General features: G+C 66.8%; 12 protein-coding genes. 8 read left to right on the top strand and 4 right to left on the bottom strand.

Going from position 1 to position 16,362, the window contains the following annotated elements:
* Nucleotides 1-80: 80 nt before the first annotated feature.
* The 5 genes from PKE80_RS07395 to PKE80_RS07375 all read left to right on the top strand — a co-directional run bounded on the left by PKE80_RS07395 (nt 81) and on the right by PKE80_RS07375 (nt 5,705).
* Nucleotides 81-809, top strand: coding sequence for a response regulator transcription factor (locus PKE80_RS07395; protein ID WP_008832142.1), 729 nt, complete (start codon nt 81-83; stop codon nt 807-809).
* Entirely contained in the window at nt 809-2,134 is a 1,326-nt protein-coding gene (locus PKE80_RS07390) for an ATP-binding protein (RefSeq protein ID WP_271181933.1), read from the top strand. The genes PKE80_RS07395 and PKE80_RS07390 overlap by 1 nt, the downstream gene beginning before the upstream one ends.
* Nucleotides 2,135-2,271: 137 nt before the next feature.
* On the top strand, nt 2,272-2,961 hold the full coding sequence (locus PKE80_RS07385) for a carbonic anhydrase (RefSeq protein WP_008832140.1): 690 nt from the start codon (nt 2,272-2,274) through the stop codon (nt 2,959-2,961).
* Nucleotides 2,958-4,499 (top strand): SulP family inorganic anion transporter, encoded by a 1,542-nt coding sequence (locus tag PKE80_RS07380; protein ID WP_008832139.1) that lies wholly within the window; start codon nt 2,958-2,960, stop codon nt 4,497-4,499. The genes PKE80_RS07385 and PKE80_RS07380 overlap by 4 nt, the downstream gene beginning before the upstream one ends.
* A 360-nt stretch (nt 4,500-4,859) precedes the next feature.
* Nucleotides 4,860-5,705: a TorF family putative porin gene (locus PKE80_RS07375; RefSeq protein ID WP_008832138.1), complete on the top strand. Its 846-nt coding sequence runs from the start codon at nt 4,860-4,862 to the stop codon at nt 5,703-5,705.
* Between the two features lie 58 nt (nt 5,706-5,763).
* On the opposite strand, the gene PKE80_RS07370 is transcribed toward PKE80_RS07375, so the two are convergent.
* Together PKE80_RS07370 and typA are read right to left on the bottom strand one after the other, a co-directional pair.
* Nucleotides 5,764-6,390: a YitT family protein gene (locus PKE80_RS07370; protein WP_271181932.1), complete on the bottom strand. Its 627-nt coding sequence runs from the start codon at nt 6,388-6,390 to the stop codon at nt 5,764-5,766.
* Nucleotides 6,391-6,514: 124 nt separating this feature from the next.
* Nucleotides 6,515-8,347: a translational GTPase TypA gene (typA, locus tag PKE80_RS07365; protein ID WP_271181931.1), complete on the bottom strand. Its 1,833-nt coding sequence runs from the start codon at nt 8,345-8,347 to the stop codon at nt 6,515-6,517.
* Nucleotides 8,348-8,661: 314 nt separating this feature from the next.
* Between typA and PKE80_RS07360 the strand changes: the two genes are divergently transcribed.
* Both PKE80_RS07360 and PKE80_RS07355 read left to right on the top strand, forming a co-directional pair.
* Complete coding sequence (locus PKE80_RS07360; protein WP_271181930.1) at nt 8,662-11,361, top strand: TonB-dependent receptor; 2,700 nt, start codon at nt 8,662-8,664, stop codon at nt 11,359-11,361.
* A 283-nt stretch (nt 11,362-11,644) separates the two neighbouring features.
* Complete coding sequence (locus PKE80_RS07355) at nt 11,645-12,127, top strand: RDD family protein (protein WP_008832133.1); 483 nt, start codon at nt 11,645-11,647, stop codon at nt 12,125-12,127.
* 124 nt (nt 12,128-12,251) lie between these two features.
* Here the strand turns inward: PKE80_RS07355 and PKE80_RS07350 are convergent, their stop codons facing one another.
* Complete coding sequence (locus tag PKE80_RS07350) at nt 12,252-14,777, bottom strand: ABC transporter permease (RefSeq protein WP_271181929.1); 2,526 nt, start codon at nt 14,775-14,777, stop codon at nt 12,252-12,254.
* Nucleotides 14,770-15,528 (bottom strand): ABC transporter ATP-binding protein, encoded by a 759-nt coding sequence (locus PKE80_RS07345; RefSeq protein ID WP_211149782.1) that lies wholly within the window; start codon nt 15,526-15,528, stop codon nt 14,770-14,772. The genes PKE80_RS07350 and PKE80_RS07345 overlap by 8 nt, the downstream gene beginning before the upstream one ends.
* Before the next feature lie 50 nt (nt 15,529-15,578).
* Between PKE80_RS07345 and PKE80_RS07340 the strand changes: the two genes are divergently transcribed.
* Entirely contained in the window at nt 15,579-16,274 is a 696-nt protein-coding gene (locus tag PKE80_RS07340; protein WP_211149776.1) for an arylesterase, read from the top strand.
* The last annotated feature ends 88 nt before the right edge of the window (nt 16,275-16,362 follow it).

Below are 16,362 nucleotides of genomic sequence, written 5' to 3'. Positions count from 1 at the left end.
ACCGCGCCGGTTGCCTATAGACAGCAGAGACAACCAGCACGATGACGGTCGCCCCCCGCTACAGACACCCGCACGAGACTATGACAACCCCTTCCACCATTCTGCTCGTCGAGGACGATGGCGCGTTGCGCACCCTGACCGCGCGAGCGTTGCGCCAGAGCGGTTTCAACGTGCTCACCGCCGCCACCGGCGCGGAGATGTGGGTGACCCTGCGCGAGGCGACGGTCAGCCTGGTCGTGCTCGACATCATGCTGCCGGGCACCAGCGGCTTCGACCTGTTCCGCCGCCTGCGCCGCGAAAGCGACGTGCCGATCATCTTCGTCAGCGCGCGCGGCAGCGAGGAAGACCGCGTGCTCGGCCTTGAGCTGGGCGCCGACGATTACCTCGCCAAGCCGTTCAGCACCCGCGAACTGGCTGCGCGCGTCAGCGCCGTCCTGCGTCGCGGTGGCGGGCTCGATTCGACCAGCGAGCCGGTGCCAGAGATGCGGTCCGCCGATTCGATCCGGTTCGACGGCTGGGAAGTCTCGATGGCGCGGCGCGAACTGCGCTCACCCAGCGGTGCGATCGTCGATCTGACCGGTGCCGAGTTCGATCTGCTCTCCACTTTTCTGGGATACCCGCAGCGAGTGCTCGGGCGTGAACGCCTGATGGAGCTTTCGCGCTCGCGCATCGGCGACAGTTCGGATCGCTCGATCGACGTGCTCGTCAGCCGCCTGCGCCGCAAGCTGCAGGCCGAGGGCTCCGAATCTCCGATCGTCACCGTTCGCGGCGTCGGCTACATGTTCAAGGCGGAAGTGATCCGCACCTGATGGCAGGCAGGTTCGTCGCCCTGTTCAGGCGGATGGGCCTGCCCGAGCGGCTGCTCGCGGTGCTGCTGGTCGTCGTCATTATCGACTTCGTGGCGAACTCCTTCCTGTTCGAGCGTGTCGATTCCTTCATGCTGCGGCGCGACGATGCCGAGCGCATCGCCGAGAACCTCGTCCTCGCGCGCCGGACGATGGAACATGCCGAGGCGGGCGAGCGCGACCAGATCGCCCACGTCCTCAGTACCGACCGCTTCCAGCTGCACTGGTTCGCGCCCGGCACCCGCCGCCGCGGTAGCCTAGGGCTGACCAACCTGCGCGCGCAGGTCGTCGCCCTTCAGCCCGAACTCGCCATGGCCGATCTCGAGCTTCACCTCGAGGAACTGCCGGGCAAGGGGAACATCGGCGGTTCGATCCGGCTTTCCGACAACAGCCTCGTGAAGTTCCATACGCATGCGAAGTCGGCGTGGAAGCTGACGCTGGGCCGGATCGCCGGGCTGGTGCTGCCCACGCTGCTGCTCTTCGCGCTTGCCTGGGTGCTGGTACGCACCACGCTCAAGCCCCTGCGCACCCTGATCGGCGCGACCCGCCATCTCGGCTCCGGTCCGCCGCGTCCGGTGCCCGAACGCGGACCGGACGAGCTGCGCGAACTGATCCGCGCACTGAACGAGATGCAGGAACGCATCCACCAGTCGCTGGTGGATCGCACCCAGACGATGCTGGCGATCGGACATGATCTCAAGACCCCGCTCGCGCGCATGAGGCTGCGGCTCGACGACGAGAGCGTCGATCCCGAAGTGCGCGACGGCCTGAACCACGACATCGACGAGATGCGCATGCTGCTCGATTCGATCCAGGCTTATGTCGACAGCGACGGCCGCTCGATCCCGGCGGAGCGCATCGACATCGCGGTCATGGCCGAAACACTGGTCGATACCGCTGCCGATCATGGCGCCGACGCGACCTATTCCGGCGTGTCCAGCCTCGAAGTCAAAGTGCGCCCCGTCCCGATCCGCCGCGCCTTGTCGAACCTCATCGAGAACGCGCTGCATTACGGCGGCAATGTTCGCGTCAGCGTGCGCCGGGACGGAGGAGCGGTGGAGATCACCGTCGACGATGACGGGCCCGGCATCCCCGACGATCGCATCACCGACGCGCTCCAGCCTTTCGTCCGCCTCGACACGGCGCGGGCGCGGGACACCGCCGGAATGGGCCTCGGCCTGCCGATCGTGCGCAAGGCCGTGCGCACGGAAAACGGCACGCTGGACTTGCGCAACCGGCCCGAAGGCGGACTGCGGGCGACCATCCGCCTGCCCATGGGTGCGGACTGACCCGGAGTTCACACACGCTGCATCGCAGCAAACTTTCGTAACGTTCGCGCACGCTCAGCGACAAGCGCGGCACCTAGCTTTCCACAGTGAGCCGCAGTGCGTGCGCTGACGGCAGTGGATAAAAGAAAGGTGTTCCAGTGAACGAACTGATCGGTCGCGTCTTCAACTTCGAGAAGACCCTCTTCCCCGCCAGCAGCGAGCTGTTCGGCAAGCTGACCACGCACGGCCAGTCGCCCAAGGCGCTGATGATCTCGTGCGCCGATTCGCGCATCGTGCCCGAGCAGATCATGCAGGCCGAGCCCGGCGATCTGTTTGTCTGCCGCAACGCCGGAAACATCGTGCCGCCTTACGCGACGCTCAACGGCGGCGTTACCTCGACCGTCGAATATGCGGTCATGGCGCTCGGCGTGCGCGACATCATCGTCTGCGGCCACTCGGACTGCGGCGCGATGAAGGCGCTTTCCGATCCCACCGGCCTCGAGGCGATGCCGAACGTCGCCGCCTGGCTCAAGCACGGCGCCGCGGCCGAGAATATCGTCAGCGCCTGCCATTCCGACCTTCAGGGCAAGGACCGCGTCCGCGCGATCACGCTGGAGAACATCATCGCCCAGATCAGCCACTTGCGCACGCATCCGGCCGTTGCTGCGGGCATCGCGCGCGGCGAGATCACGCTGCATGGCTGGATGGTCGATATTCACGCCGGTCAGGTCCTTGGCCTCAACGGCGACACCGGCGAGTTCGTGCCGCTGCGCGAAGACCGTGACCTGCCGGTTGCTCTCGCCGCCCGCAGCCGTTTTGCCACCGAATACGCAGAAGCGGCAGAATGACCTCGGTTTCCTCTGGCGTGGGAGACGGCCGCCAAGGCCTCTTCTCCCACTTCGGCCGCGATTTCACGGCGTCGATCGTCGTGTTCCTGGTCGCCATGCCGCTGTGCATGGGCATCGCCATCGCTTCGGGCGTGCCGCCTGAAAGGGGCCTCGTCACCGGCATCATCGGCGGCGTGGTCGTCGGCCTGCTGGCGGGTTCGCCGCTGCAGGTCAGCGGCCCGGCGGCCGGCCTTGCGGTCATCGTCTTCGAGTTCGTTCGCGAGAACGGACTCGAGGCGCTTGGCCCGGTCCTGCTTCTGGCAGGCGTGCTCCAGCTGATTGCCGGTGCGCTCAGGCTCGGCGGGCTGTTCCGCGCGATCAGCCCGGCTGTCGTTCACGGGATGCTGGCGGGTATCGGCGCGCTGATCGTCATCGGCCAGTTCCACATCCTGTTCGACGCCAAGCCGCTGTCGAGCGGCCTCCAGAACCTCGCGGCGATGCCCGCGCGCGTCTTTGGCCTCGATTTCACCAATGCGGCTGCAACCGAAATGGCGCTGCTGATCGGCGTGCTGACGATCACCGTCATGCTTGCGTGGGAAAAGCTGCGTCCCAAGTCGATGGGTCTGGTTCCCGGCGCGCTGCTCGGCGTGGTTTCCGCCACGGCGGTTGCCTGGGGCATGGGCTTGGACGTCGCCCGCATCGAGGTGCCTGCCTCGATCGCCTCGGCTTTCAGTCTGCCGACCAGCGCCGCCTGGTTCGCGCCGCTGAGCCAGCCCGCGCTGCTCGTCGCAGCCGTCGCCATCGCCTTCATCGCCAGCGCCGAAACGCTGCTCTCGGCGGCTGCCGTCGATCGCATGCATGACGGCGTGCGTACCCACTACGACAAGGAACTGCGCGCGCAGGGCATCGGCAACTTCCTGTGCGGCGTCTTCGGCGCATTGCCGATGACGGGCGTGATCGTGCGCTCCTCGGCGAACGTGCAGGCAGGTGCAAAGACCCGCCTTTCGACGATCTTCCATGGCGTGTGGATCCTCGGTTTCGTCGCGCTGCTGCCCTGGCTGCTGCGCGAAGTGCCGATGGCCGCGCTCGGCGGCGTTCTGGTCGTCACCGGCTGGAAGCTCGTCAGCCTCAAGCACGTCACGCACCTGTTCAAGGCGCATGGCCCGCTGCCCGCAGCGATCTGGGCCGCGACCTTCGTGCTGGTAGTGACCACCGACCTGCTGACCGGCGTGCTCGTCGGCCTGGCGCTCTCGGTCGTCGAGCTGCTGCCGCATTACAAGCACCTGCGGCTCAAGGTTGCGGAGCATGACGAGGGTGAAGCGACCCGCGTGGAACTGAACGGTGCGGCCACCTTCGTCGGGCTCACCCGCCTAAACGCGGTGCTGGAGAAGCAGCCGGCGAACCGTCCGGTCCACCTCGACCTCGGCTTGGTCAAGGCGATGGACCACACCACGGCGGAAACGCTGTCGGAATGGATCAGCCGCCGCCGCCAGGGTGGCCAGCGTGACCGGATCACCGGTCCCGATGCCATCCTGCGCCCGCTGCCGCTGGCCAGCTGACGATCTGATCGAACACCTGGCGGGCCGGGAACCCTCACACCCGGCCCTCTAACCTACGGGCGGAGCGCGTAAGCGTTTCCGCCCGCTTTCTTTTGGACGGTGCCGTTTTCTGATCGCAGAGCGAATTGGCCTGCATAGATACTCGGCAATATCGTGACGGCGTGCTTGTGTTGCTACGCAACCACACTTGTTGCGCTGCAGAATTCAGCAACAGTTCGTTACGATAACGCAAGAATAGAGACAGGTCGGCGCCATATCCATGAACCTGCCGGCATGAAACGGGCTCGCCACGCAGCGGAGCCCGGCTTGCAGGCCGCAGGACGGAACATGCTACAACAGTAACATGAGGGTGTTCCGACTATGAAGTTTCGTCTCTTTGCCGGCGTCGCCGGCCTCGCAGCCGCGTTTGCTGCGACTCCCGCGATGGCGCAGGAGGAAGCCCCCAGCGAATTCACCATCGCGGGCAGCGTCGGGCTCGTCACCGACTACCGTTTTCGCGGTGTGTCGCAGTCCGACAAGGAACTCGCGGTGCAGGGCGGCGTCTCGGTTACGCATGAAAGCGGGCTCTACGTCGGCACCTGGGGTTCGAACCTTTCGGGCTGGGGCACTTTCGGCGGCTCGAACACCGAACTCGACATCTACGGCGGTTTCGCGGCCGAAGTGACGCCGGGCGTGAAGGTGGACGTCGGCGTGACCTGGTACATGTACCCGGGCGGCTCGGACATCACCGATTTTGCTGAACCCTACGTCAAGGTTTCGGGCTCGGTCGGCCCGGCGAACCTGCTCGTCGGCGCGGCCTATGCGCCCAAGCAGGAAGCGCTCGGTCGCTGGTATCTGGACGCCGATTCCTACGCGACCGGCATTCCCGATGCACCCGGCGCCAAGTCGGACAACTTCTACCTCTGGGGCGATGCCAGCACCGGCATTCCCAACACGCCGCTGACCCTGAAGGCACACCTGGGCTATTCGAACGGCAACTCCGGCCTTGGCCCCAACGGCACCAGCGTGGCGCCGACGGGCAGCTATCTCGACTGGATGCTCGGCGCGGACCTCGCGGTCGGCCCGGTCGTGCTGGGCGTGGCTTACATCGATACCGACATCTCGAAGGCGGAATCGGCTTACCTGAAGCCGAACTTCTCCTCCTCCAAGAACGGTTCGCAGATCTCCGGCTCGACCGTGGTGTTCTCGCTGTCCGCGGCGTTCTGATCACTCGGCCTTGTGGGGCAAACGGGGGGAGGGCCGGCCGGGCAGGGCCGGCCCTCTTTCAGTATCCGGTATAGCGGCCCGGGCGGTGCCAGGCCCAGAGGATGCCCGCCGTCGCCGCGACGCCCAGCAGCGACCAGGCCATGCGCACCGCATCGAGCCGTGAGGCGGCGAACAGCAGCACCGTACCGTCGATGATGAGCTGGGTGCGGCCGGCATTCCATCCACGCGTGCGATAAAGCCATAGCACCAGCGCTCCCGAGCCGCCCGTTGCGGCCCCATGGCGGGCGAGGGCGAGCGCGCCCATGCCGATGACGCTGCCGCCGACGACCGCTGCAACCGGGTCGCTCACCCGGGCGATGTCGATGCCCATCGGGGCCAGGGCGGTCATCGCGAACAGGCCGAGCGTCACCACGGCGGTCTTTATCAGGAACCGCCAGCTCATCGAGCGCAAGGTGATCGCCATCAGCGGCGCCGAGATCAGCGCATAGAGCAGGCCCACCGGCCATCCCGTTGCATAACTCAGCACCAGCGCGACACCCGCCACACCGCCTGTCGCGAGCCCTGCCGCGCGCAGCAGCACGAGCCCGACCGCCAGATGGATCGTGCCCACGAACATCGCGTAGATATCCTCGCCGTGCCCGTGCGGGGTGGGCGAGGGTGCGTTGGAACTCGTCATTGCAGTCATGCCCCCTGCTTCAAAAACACGAAAGGCCGGAAAGCGCCCTTCGGCGCCCCGACCTTTCATTCAACCGGTAATGCATCCCCCCGCGATCGCTCTTTTCAAAGCCCGACCACAGGGGAGGGCAAAATCAGGCGTTTTCCTTCTTGCGGCTCTGCTTCTTGCGCTCGTTCGGGTCCAAGTGGACCTTGCGCAGGCGGATCGACTGCGGGGTGACTTCGACCATCTCGTCGTCGTCGATGTAGGCGATCGCCTGCTCCAGCGTCATCACGCGCGGCGGGGTGAGGCGGATGGCGTCGTCCTTGCCGGTCGAACGGAAGTTCGTCAGCTGCTTCGACTTCATCGGGTTCACTTCGAGGTCGTCGGTCTTGGCGTTCTCGCCGATCAGCATGCCCTCGTAGATCTTTTCCTGGGGCTTGATGAACAGCACGCCGCGATCTTCGAGCGAGTTCAGCGCGTAGCCGACCGCTTCACCGGTGCAGTTCGAGATCAGCACGCCGTTCTGGCGGCCCTCGATCGGACCCTTGTGGGCGTCGTACTTCTCGAACAGGCGGTTCATGATGCCGGTGCCGCGCGTGTCCGAAAGGAACTCGCCGTGGTAGCCGATCAGGCCGCGCGAAGGGGCCGAGAAGGTGATGCGGGTCTTGCCCGAGCCCGACGGACGCATGTCGGTCAGCTCTGCCTTGCGGCGCTGCATCTTCTCGACGACCGTGCCCGAGTGCTCGTCGTCCACGTCGATCACGACGGTTTCGTAAGGCTCGGTGCGGCCGCCCTTTTCGTCGGTGCCGAACAGCACGCGCGGACGGCTGATGCCCAGTTCGAAGCCTTCGCGGCGCATGGTTTCGATCACGACGCCCAGCTGGAGTTCGCCGCGACCGGCGACTTCGAAGCTGTCCTTGTCGGCCGACTCGGTGACGCGGATGGCGACGTTGGTTTCCGCTTCACGCATCAGGCGGTCGCGGATCATGCGGCTGGTGACCTTGTCGCCTTCACGGCCCGCGAGCGGCGAGTCGTTGACGGCGAAGCGCATCGCCAGGGTCGGCGGATCGATCGGCTGCGCCTGGATCGCCTCGGTGACCGAAGGATCGGCGATGGTGTTCGACACGGTCGCCTTTTCGAGACCGGCGAGCGCGATGATGTCACCGGCGCGGGCTTCTTCCACGGGCACGCGGTCGAGGCCACGGAACGAGAGCACCTTGGTGGCGCGGCCCACTTCGACGACCTTGCCGTCCATGTCGATGGCGCGGATCGGGTCGTTGACCTTCAGCGTGCCCGACTGGACGCGGCCGGTCAGGACGCGGCCCATGAAGTTGTCGCGGTCAAGCAGGGTGGCGAGGAACGAGAACGGCGCGTCGACGTCGAGGTTCGGCGCGGGGACGTGCTCGACGATCTTCTCGAACAGCGGGGTCAGGTCGCCTTCGCGGCGGTCCGCATCGTAGCTGGCGTAGCCGTTGCGGCCCGAAGCGTAGAGGGTCGGGAAGTCCAGCTGCTCGTCGTTGGCGTCGAGGCTGACGAAGAGGTCGAACACTTCGTCCAGCACTTCGGCGTGGCGGCCGTCGGGACGGTCGATCTTGTTGACGACGACGATCGGCTTCAGGCCGAGGCCCAGCGCCTTGCCGGTGACGAACTTGGTCTGCGGCATCGCGCCTTCCGACGAGTCCACCAGCAGGACGACGCCGTCCACCATCGAGAGGATGCGCTCCACTTCGGCGCCGAAGTCGGCGTGTCCGGGCGTGTCGACGATGTTGATGCGATAGCCGTTCCACTCGATCGAGGTCGGCTTCGCCAGAATGGTGATGCCGCGCTCCTTTTCGAGGTCGTTGCTGTCCATCGCGCGCTCTTCGATGCGCTGGTTGTCACGGAACGTGCCGGACTGGCGAAACAGCTGGTCGACAAGGGTGGTCTTGCCATGGTCGACGTGCGCAATGATCGCGATATTGCGCAAGGGAAGCGGGGCGGACATTGTTGTTCTCTCTGTACGAGGGCCGGAGGCGGGCAGCCATCGTGTGCTGCACCGCAAAATTGCCGCGCCCTTAGCCGATGGCGGGCATTTCGGCAAGCGCAGTGAGATGAGGCAGACTGCTGGGGGTAATGGCGCCCGACATACTTCGTCACATCCTGTGTCGATAGTACAACAATGGTGCAGAATGTCCGCAGCTATGCACAGGTCCCGATTGTGAGCGCTCGTAGAACGACATAAGCTGCCCCTCTTACCAATTGCGACCAGCTTTGCGCACCACGACGCGGGCAGTCGTGCAGGAAGGGACAGGGGATCCGATGAAGGGTGTTTTGGCGGGCATCTGCGCGCGGGGTACGCGCATCTTCAACGAACGCAGGATCATGGCGCACAAGTCCGCGCTGCTGGCGGGGGCTTCCGCGGTACTGTGGGCGCCGGCGGCTCTGGCGCAGGATGCGGCGCCTCAGGCGGCCGACGAGCAGTACACCGATACCATCATCGTCACCGCGACCAAGCGCGAGCAGACGCTGCAGGACGTGCCAGTCGCCGTCTCGGTGACCAGCGGAGCGACGCTGGAACGCGCGCAGATGCGCGATCTCAAGGACTTGCAGACTTTGGTGCCGTCGCTGCGCGTCAACCAGTTGCAGTCGAGCGCCAATACCAACTTCTATATCCGCGGCTTCGGTAACGGCGCCAACAACGCGGGTATCGAGCCTTCGGTGGGCCTGTTCATCGACGGCGTCTACCGCTCGCGCTCGGCCTCGATGATCGCGGACTTCCCCGATGTGGAGCGCATCGAGGTGCTGCGTGGGCCGCAGTCCACGCTGTTCGGCAAGAATGCCTCGGCGGGCGTGATCTCGATTGTTACCAAGAAGCCGCAGTTCCAGTTCGGCGGCAATGTCGAGGCCAGCTACGGCAACTACGACGCCGTAGTCGTCAAGGGCACGGTAACCGGGCCGCTAAGCGAGAACGTCGCATTCAGCCTCGCGGGCGGGCTCAACAAGCGCGACGGCATCGTCAGGGACCTTGCCACCGGCGAGCGCACCAACGAGCGTGATCGCTGGTTCGGGCGCGGGCAGCTGCTGTTCGACAACCATGACGGCCTCGAACTGCGGCTGATCGGCGATTACGGCAAGATCGACGAGAACTGCTGCGCGGTGGTCAACCTGCGCCAGGCGACCCCCACGGCGGCGATCTTCGCGCTGGGCGGGGCGGTCAACCAGCCGGGCGAGAAGTACGACAACTTCGTCTACAACAACTTCGAATCGTCCAATAGAATCGAGAACTGGGGCGTTTCGGGCCAGCTGGACTATGATCTGGGCGCCACCAAGCTGACCTCGATCACCTCGTACCGCCGCACCAATGCGCTCACCAACCAGGATTCGGACTTCTCCAGCGCCGACCTGCTGGGCCGCAACTGGCAGGACCTGCGGATCAAGACCTTCACGCAGGAACTGCGCGCCAACTTCGAGGTGGGCGAGAAGATCACCGGCCTCATCGGCGGCTACTATTTCAACGAGAAGATCGACCAGAACAACGAGGTGTTCTGGGGCGACGATGCGCGGCCTTACGCCAACCTCCTCGTCCAGAGCCTGTCGGGCGGGGCGCTCAGCGTGCCTGCGCTGGAGACGGCCTTCGGCGCCTACGAAGGCAATCCGGCCAAGTACGCCGGGCAGTTCTTCGCTTCCGGCACCGGCCTGACCGAGGCCTACAAGCTGAAGAACGAGGCGTGGTCCATCTTCGGCCAGCTCGACTTCGAGGTGGCGCCGGGACTGACGGTGACCGGCGGTCTCAACTACACGCACGACAAGAAGCGCTTCGCCACCAACACGACGTCGGATGACGTGTTCTCGTCGATCAATTTCGACGATCCGCGCTATTCGGCGTTCCGCCAGCAACTGCTGCTTGGCGGGGCGCTGCGTTCGGTGGGTGTGGACCCGACCAACCCGGCGGCGATCTTCGCCTTCGCGACGAACCCGCAGACCGCGCCGATCTATCAGCAGCTGGTCGGCTTCGCGAACGGCAATGCCAACAATCCGGCGGCAAACCCGCTCAATCCGCTGCGCGCGCTGCAGTATTTCCCGCAGTTCATGAACGTGCCCAACGCGGTCGAGCCGGGCAGGGTGAGCGACGGCGACTTCAGCTACACCGCGCGCGTGGCCTGGGACGTGACGCCCACGGTCAACCTCTATGCGGCCTGGGCGACCGGCTACAAGGCGGCGTCGATCAACCTGTCGCGTGATAGCCGCCCGACGCCTGCCGACCTCGTCGAACTGCGCGCGCAGGGCCTGGCGGTGACCAATCTGACCTCCGGCAGCCGCTTCGCCAATGCGGAGAATTCGACGGTCTACGAGGCCGGGATCAAGGGCAACTGGGGGATCGTCTCGGCCAACGTCGCGGTGTTCAAGCAGGAGATCAAGAACTTCCAGTCGAACATCTTCACCGGCTCGGGCTTCTTTCTGGCGAACGCGGGCAAGCAGTCGGCGTTCGGCATCGAGTTCGAGGGTTCGGCCAAGCCGATCGACCAGCTGACCCTGACGATGGCCTGGACGTACCTGAACCCGAAGTACGACACTTTTCAGCTTTCGGCCTTCGGCGACCTTTCGGGGACGACCCCGGCGGGCGTCCCGCCGCTCTCGGCGACGTTCTCGGCCGAGTTCGTGCAGCCCGTGGGAACGCGCGGGGACCGGATCATCCTGCGCGGTGACTATCACTACGAATCGCAGTTCCGTCTGGTCGAGGGCCTGCCGGGCCTCGTCGTGCGCGACAGCGCGGGCAACGTCACCGACGTATCCGCAGCGCTCGCCGCCGCGCGGGAGTTCAAGCAGGACATCAACGACATGAACGCCTCGCTGACTTACGTGATGGCGAACGGGCTGGAACTGACGGTCTGGGGCCGCAACCTGCTGAACGACCGCACCATTCTGCAGATATTCGACAGCCCGGCACAGCCCGGCTCGATCTCGGGCTATCCGAACCAGCCACGCACTTACGGCGTGGCGGCGCGCTACCGGTTTTGAAGCATTTTCAAGCCGGCCGTGCGCGGTCGGCGGCTCGGAAAATGCGGCATGATAAAGCCCGGAGCGTGTGAAGCGCGTACCCGCCGTGTCGTCTCTGGGAGGAGGTACGGCAAGAGAAGCGGGACGCGGACCTGAAAAGGGGCGCGGGAGGCTCGGCCTCCTGCGCCCCTCTTTCTTTACGGCTTCGGAAGGCGGAACAGAAAGTCTTTGTAATTTCCCGATTTAAATGTGAACTTGCGTCGCATTGTCAGGCTGGGCAGGCCGCAAAAATAAGGGGGAATGCATGATTCCGTATGGTGGCTTCTGGTGGCGCGTGCTCGCCTACATCCTTGACGCGATCATCCTGCAGATCGCGACTTCGATCATCGGCGGCATCTTCGGCGTCGGCCTCGCGCTGCCGCTGACGGGGCTGGGCGCGGGCGAGAACGCGGCGTTCGGGATGATGATGTTCGGCATGATCGGCGCGTCGCTGGTGATCAACTGGCTCTACTTCGCGATCATGGAAAGCTCGAAGCTGCAGGCGACCGTCGGCAAGCTGGCCGTCGGCGTGGTCGTTACCGACCTGCGGGGCGAACGGCTGACTTTCGCGCGTGCGACCGGGCGCTACTTCGCCAAGATCCTGTCGAGCCTGATCCTGTGCATCGGCTACATCATGGTCGCCTTCACCGAGCGCAAGCAGGGCTTGCACGACATCGTCGCCAGCACGCTCGTCTACAAGACGCGCGATCCCAGCGTGCTGTTCGACAACCGCGAGGTCTTCGCCTGATTTCCAATCCCGTCATCCCCGCGAAGGCGGGGACCCATCTGATGATCGCGAACAGGAAGCGTCAGCAGATGGGTTCCCGCCTTCGCGGGAATGACCAATGAGTGGTGAGGGTAGAGATCGGCTTCTAAAGTTCGCGCAGCGCCCTTGCCGGTTTCGCCCGCAGCAGCGGCAGCGTTCCGGCTAGGGCGAAGCCGAGGATCAGCAGCAGCCCGGCGGCCAGAACCGCCAGCACGCGCGGCCAGTCGGGCAGCCAGGCGAACTCGAACAGCTTGACGATCACCGCCCAAGCCATCGCGCTGCCCGCGCCCAACGCGACGAGGGCGAGCACCACGGCGAGCAGCCCGTATTCCGCCATCTGCGCCGCGAGCAGCTGCCCGCGACTGGCGCCCAGCACGCGCAGGATCACGGTGTCGTACGTCCGGCTCGCCCGCGCCGCCGCGATAGCGCCCAGCAGCACCGCGAGCCCCGCCAGCACTGCAACCGAGGATGCCGCGAGGATCGCCGCCGACATCTGGTCGAGCAGCGCGCGGGCATCGCGCAGCAGGCTCCCCGTCTCGATCACCGAGGTCGAGGGGAAGGCGCGCACCAGCCGGGGCAGCAGGCCCGCCGTGGACGCGCCCTTGGGCACCTCGATCGTCGCGGCGAGGTTGTGCGGGGCGTCGGCCAGCGCATTGGGCGAGAACACCAGCACGTAGTTGAAGCCCAGACTGTCCCAGTCGATCCGGCGCAGCGCCGCGATGCGCGCGGTCTTCTCGACGCCCAGCACGCCCACGGTCACGTAGTCGCCGACCTTCAGGCCGATCGCCTCGGCCAGCCTCTCATCGACCGAGACAAGCGGCTCGCCCCGGTAGAACTCGGGCCACCACTGGCCGGAGGTGACGCTGCTGCCCTCGGGCACGCCGACCGAGTAGGTCAGACCGCGCTCCCCGCGCAGCGCCCAGGCGCCATCGGGCAGGTCCTTGCCGAGGCTGGCCACGCGGGTCATCCGGTCCTTCGGCCCATAGGCAAGGATGCGGCCGCGCATGTTCGGCACCAGCTTGAGGGTGGAACCGGGGATCGTCCGCTCGACCGCGTCGGCGAAGGCATCGGCCTTGTCCTTCGGCACGTCGAGCACGAAGAAGTCGGGCGCGCGCTCGGGCACGGTGCGGCGGATGTTGGCGTCGAGGCTCGTCTGCACAGCCGCGATCAGCACGAAGGCGGAAAGTCCGAAGCCGAGCGCCGTGACCAGCGCCCCGGTCTGCGCGCCCGGGCGGTGGAGGTTCGCCAGTCCCGCGCGCAGCATCGGCCCGCGCGGTCTCGGCAGGCGGGCGGCGAGCTTGCGGATGCCGAGGCCGACGAGCGCCAGCAGGCCGAGCATCGCGGCCGAGGCCCCGAGGAAGCCCAGCGTCACCAGCGGCTGCGCGGCGTTGAGCAGCGCCAGCGCGACGATGGCGGCAAGGCCGAGGCCGACCGGCAGGGCGAGCGCCTTGCGGTCGGCCGTGAGCGGCGCCACGCGGGCGCGCATCAGCGCCATCGCGGGCCAGCTGCGCGCCCGCACCAGCGGCGGCGCGGAGAATATCAGCGCGACCAGCAGGCCATAGGCCGCCGCCGTCGCGAGCGCCGCGGGGGAGACGGTGAACCCGGGCTCGACCGGCAGCAGGCTCTGCAGCGCCGAGGCGAGGAGCGGGGTCACGAGCACGCCTGCGGCAAGCCCTGCCAGGCTGCCGACCAGGGCGGCCGCGCCGACCTGCAGGAGATAGATGCGCGCGATGTCGCCGCTGGTGGCGCCGAGCACCTTCAGGGTTGCGATCGAACTGCGCCGTGCCTCCAAATAGGACGAGACGCCGCCGCCGATGCCGATCCCGGCGATCACCAGCGCGGCAAGCCCGACCAGCACGAGAAACTCGCCCATGCGGGTGACGAAGCGCTCGGTCGAAGGCGAGGCTGCCAGCCGGGTGCGGGTGTCGAAGCCGTCGCCGAAGCGGGACTTGAGGGCGTCGATCACCGCTTCGGGATCGCGCGCGGGGTCGGCGAAGCGCACCCGTACGACGCTGCGGTACATGGCGCCCGGCGCGGTCAGCCCGGCGCTCGCGGGAAGGTCGAGCGGCACCACGGCGGTGTCGCCCAGCGCGAAGCCCTCGCTCATCTGCTCGGGGTCGGTCGCGATGATGCCGCCCACGATCACTGGCACGCCGCCGATGGCGATGCGCTGGCCCTTCCCGGCACCGAGGCGGGCGGCGGTGCCCTTGGCGATCCATGCCGTGCCGGGGGCTGGGGCGCCGACGCGGCGGCCGTCGGTCAGTTCGAGGCGGCCGTAGAGCGGCCAGTTCCCGTCCACCGCCTTGAGCGCGACGGGCGCGGTGGCATCTCCCTTCGTGGCGATGGCCTGCATGCGTTGCCCGCGCGAAACCCGGCCGAGGCGGGAGAGCGCCGCATCCTCGTCCTTGCCGAAGGCGCGCTGCCAGACCCTCAGTTCGATGTCGCCGCCAAGGATTTCGCGCCCCCGCGTTCCCAGTTCGCGCTCGATCGAGCCGGTCAGCGTCCCGATCGCGGCGATCGCGCCGACGCCGAGGAACAGGCACACGAGCAGCAGCCGCAGCCCCTTGAACCGGGCCGAGAGGTCACGGCGGGCGAGTGTCCAGGCGGTCCGCCACGGGAGGGCGTCAGCCAAGGTGTTCGCCTGCCCGTATGTCGCTGGCGATCTGGCCGTCGCCGATGGTCACTACGCGCTCGCAGCAGTGGGCGAGGCTTTCGTCGTGAGTGATGATGAGCAGGGTCGCGCCGGTCTCGGCCCGGCGGGCGAAAAGCAGGTCGATTATTGCCGCGCCGGTGGCGGCGTCGAGGTTGCCGGTCGGCTCGTCGGCGAAGACCAGCGCCGGGCGGGGAGCGAGGGCGCGGGCGATGGCGACGCGCTGCTGCTCGCCGCCGGAAAGCTGCGCGGGATAGTGCGACAGGCGATGGCCCAGCCCGACCGCCGTGAGTTCCGCTTCGGCCCGCGCGCGGGCATCGGGCATTCCCGCGAGTTCCAGCGGCGTGGCGACGTTTTCCAGCGCGGTCATCGTCGGCAGCAGGTGGAACGCCTGGAGGACGATGCCGATCCTGCCGCGCCGCGCCCGGGCAAGGGCGTCCTCGTCCATCCCCACGAAGTCCTGTCCGGCGACCTCCAGCGTGCCCGAACTGGCGCGCTCCAGCCCGCAGAGCACCGCCATCAGCGACGACTTGCCCGATCCCGAAGGACCGAGCAGCGCCAGCGTCTGGCCCCGGGGCACGGAAAGGTCGATCCCCTTGAGGATTTCGACCGCACTGTCCCCGGAACCCAGCGTCAGGCGCAGGTCGCGGGCCAGAATAGTGTCGTCGGAAGCGGGGGAAGGAGTGCCGGAAAGGGCGGAGCGGGCTTGGGCAGGGCTTGTCACCATCCCCATATGGGATAGCACCAGTGCATCCGACAAGTCGGTCCCTTCAGGAGAATGCCTTGCGCCTCGTTTCCCTCGCTCTCCTTGCCGCCTCCACCCTGGCGCTTTCCGCCTGCGACAAGGCCCCGGCGCCGCCCGTGCAGGAGAGCCGGTCGGCCGTCGATGCGCCGCCGCAGATACCGGTCATGGGGCCGGAGCGCAGGATACTCGCCTTCGGGGATTCGCTGCTGGCGGGCTACGGACTGGAGGATGGCGAAAGCTACCCCGACCGGCTCGAACAGGCCCTGCGCGCGCGGGGTGTCAACGCGCGCATCGCCAATGCCGGGGTCTCGGGCGACACCACGGCGGCGGGGCTGCAGCGGCTCGACTTCACGCTGAAAAGCCAGCCGGCCAAGCCCGAACTGGTGATCATCAGCCTCGGCGGCAACGACATGCTGCGCTCATTGCCCCCGGCCGAGACGCGCGCGAACCTGGAGAAGATCCTCCAGCGGTTGCGGCAGGAGAAGATCGGCGTGGTGCTGCTCGGAATGCTGGCGGCGCCGAACCTGGGCAGGGACTATGCCTCGGGTTTCAACCCGATCTATCCGCAGCTGGCGGAGAAGTACGGCGCGGTGCTGGTGCCGTTCTTCCTCCAGCCGGTGATCGACAAGCCGGATCTTATGCAGGGCGATCACGTGCATCCTACGGCTATCGGCATAGACGCGATCGTGGCGGCGACGGTGGACGATGTGGCGGATGCTTTGCCGAAGAGGTGAGGTCCCCTCTTCACTTCGTCATTGCGAGCGTAGCGAAGCAATCCAAGGCGGCTCAAGACTGCCCTGGATTGCTTCGCTACGCTCGCAA

Origin of the sequence: Novosphingobium resinovorum (genome assembly GCF_027922145.1) — a bacterium.
Classification (GTDB): Bacteria; Pseudomonadota; Alphaproteobacteria; order Sphingomonadales; family Sphingomonadaceae; genus Novosphingobium; species Novosphingobium resinovorum.
This window is presented reverse-complemented; position numbering and strand designations above follow the sequence as displayed.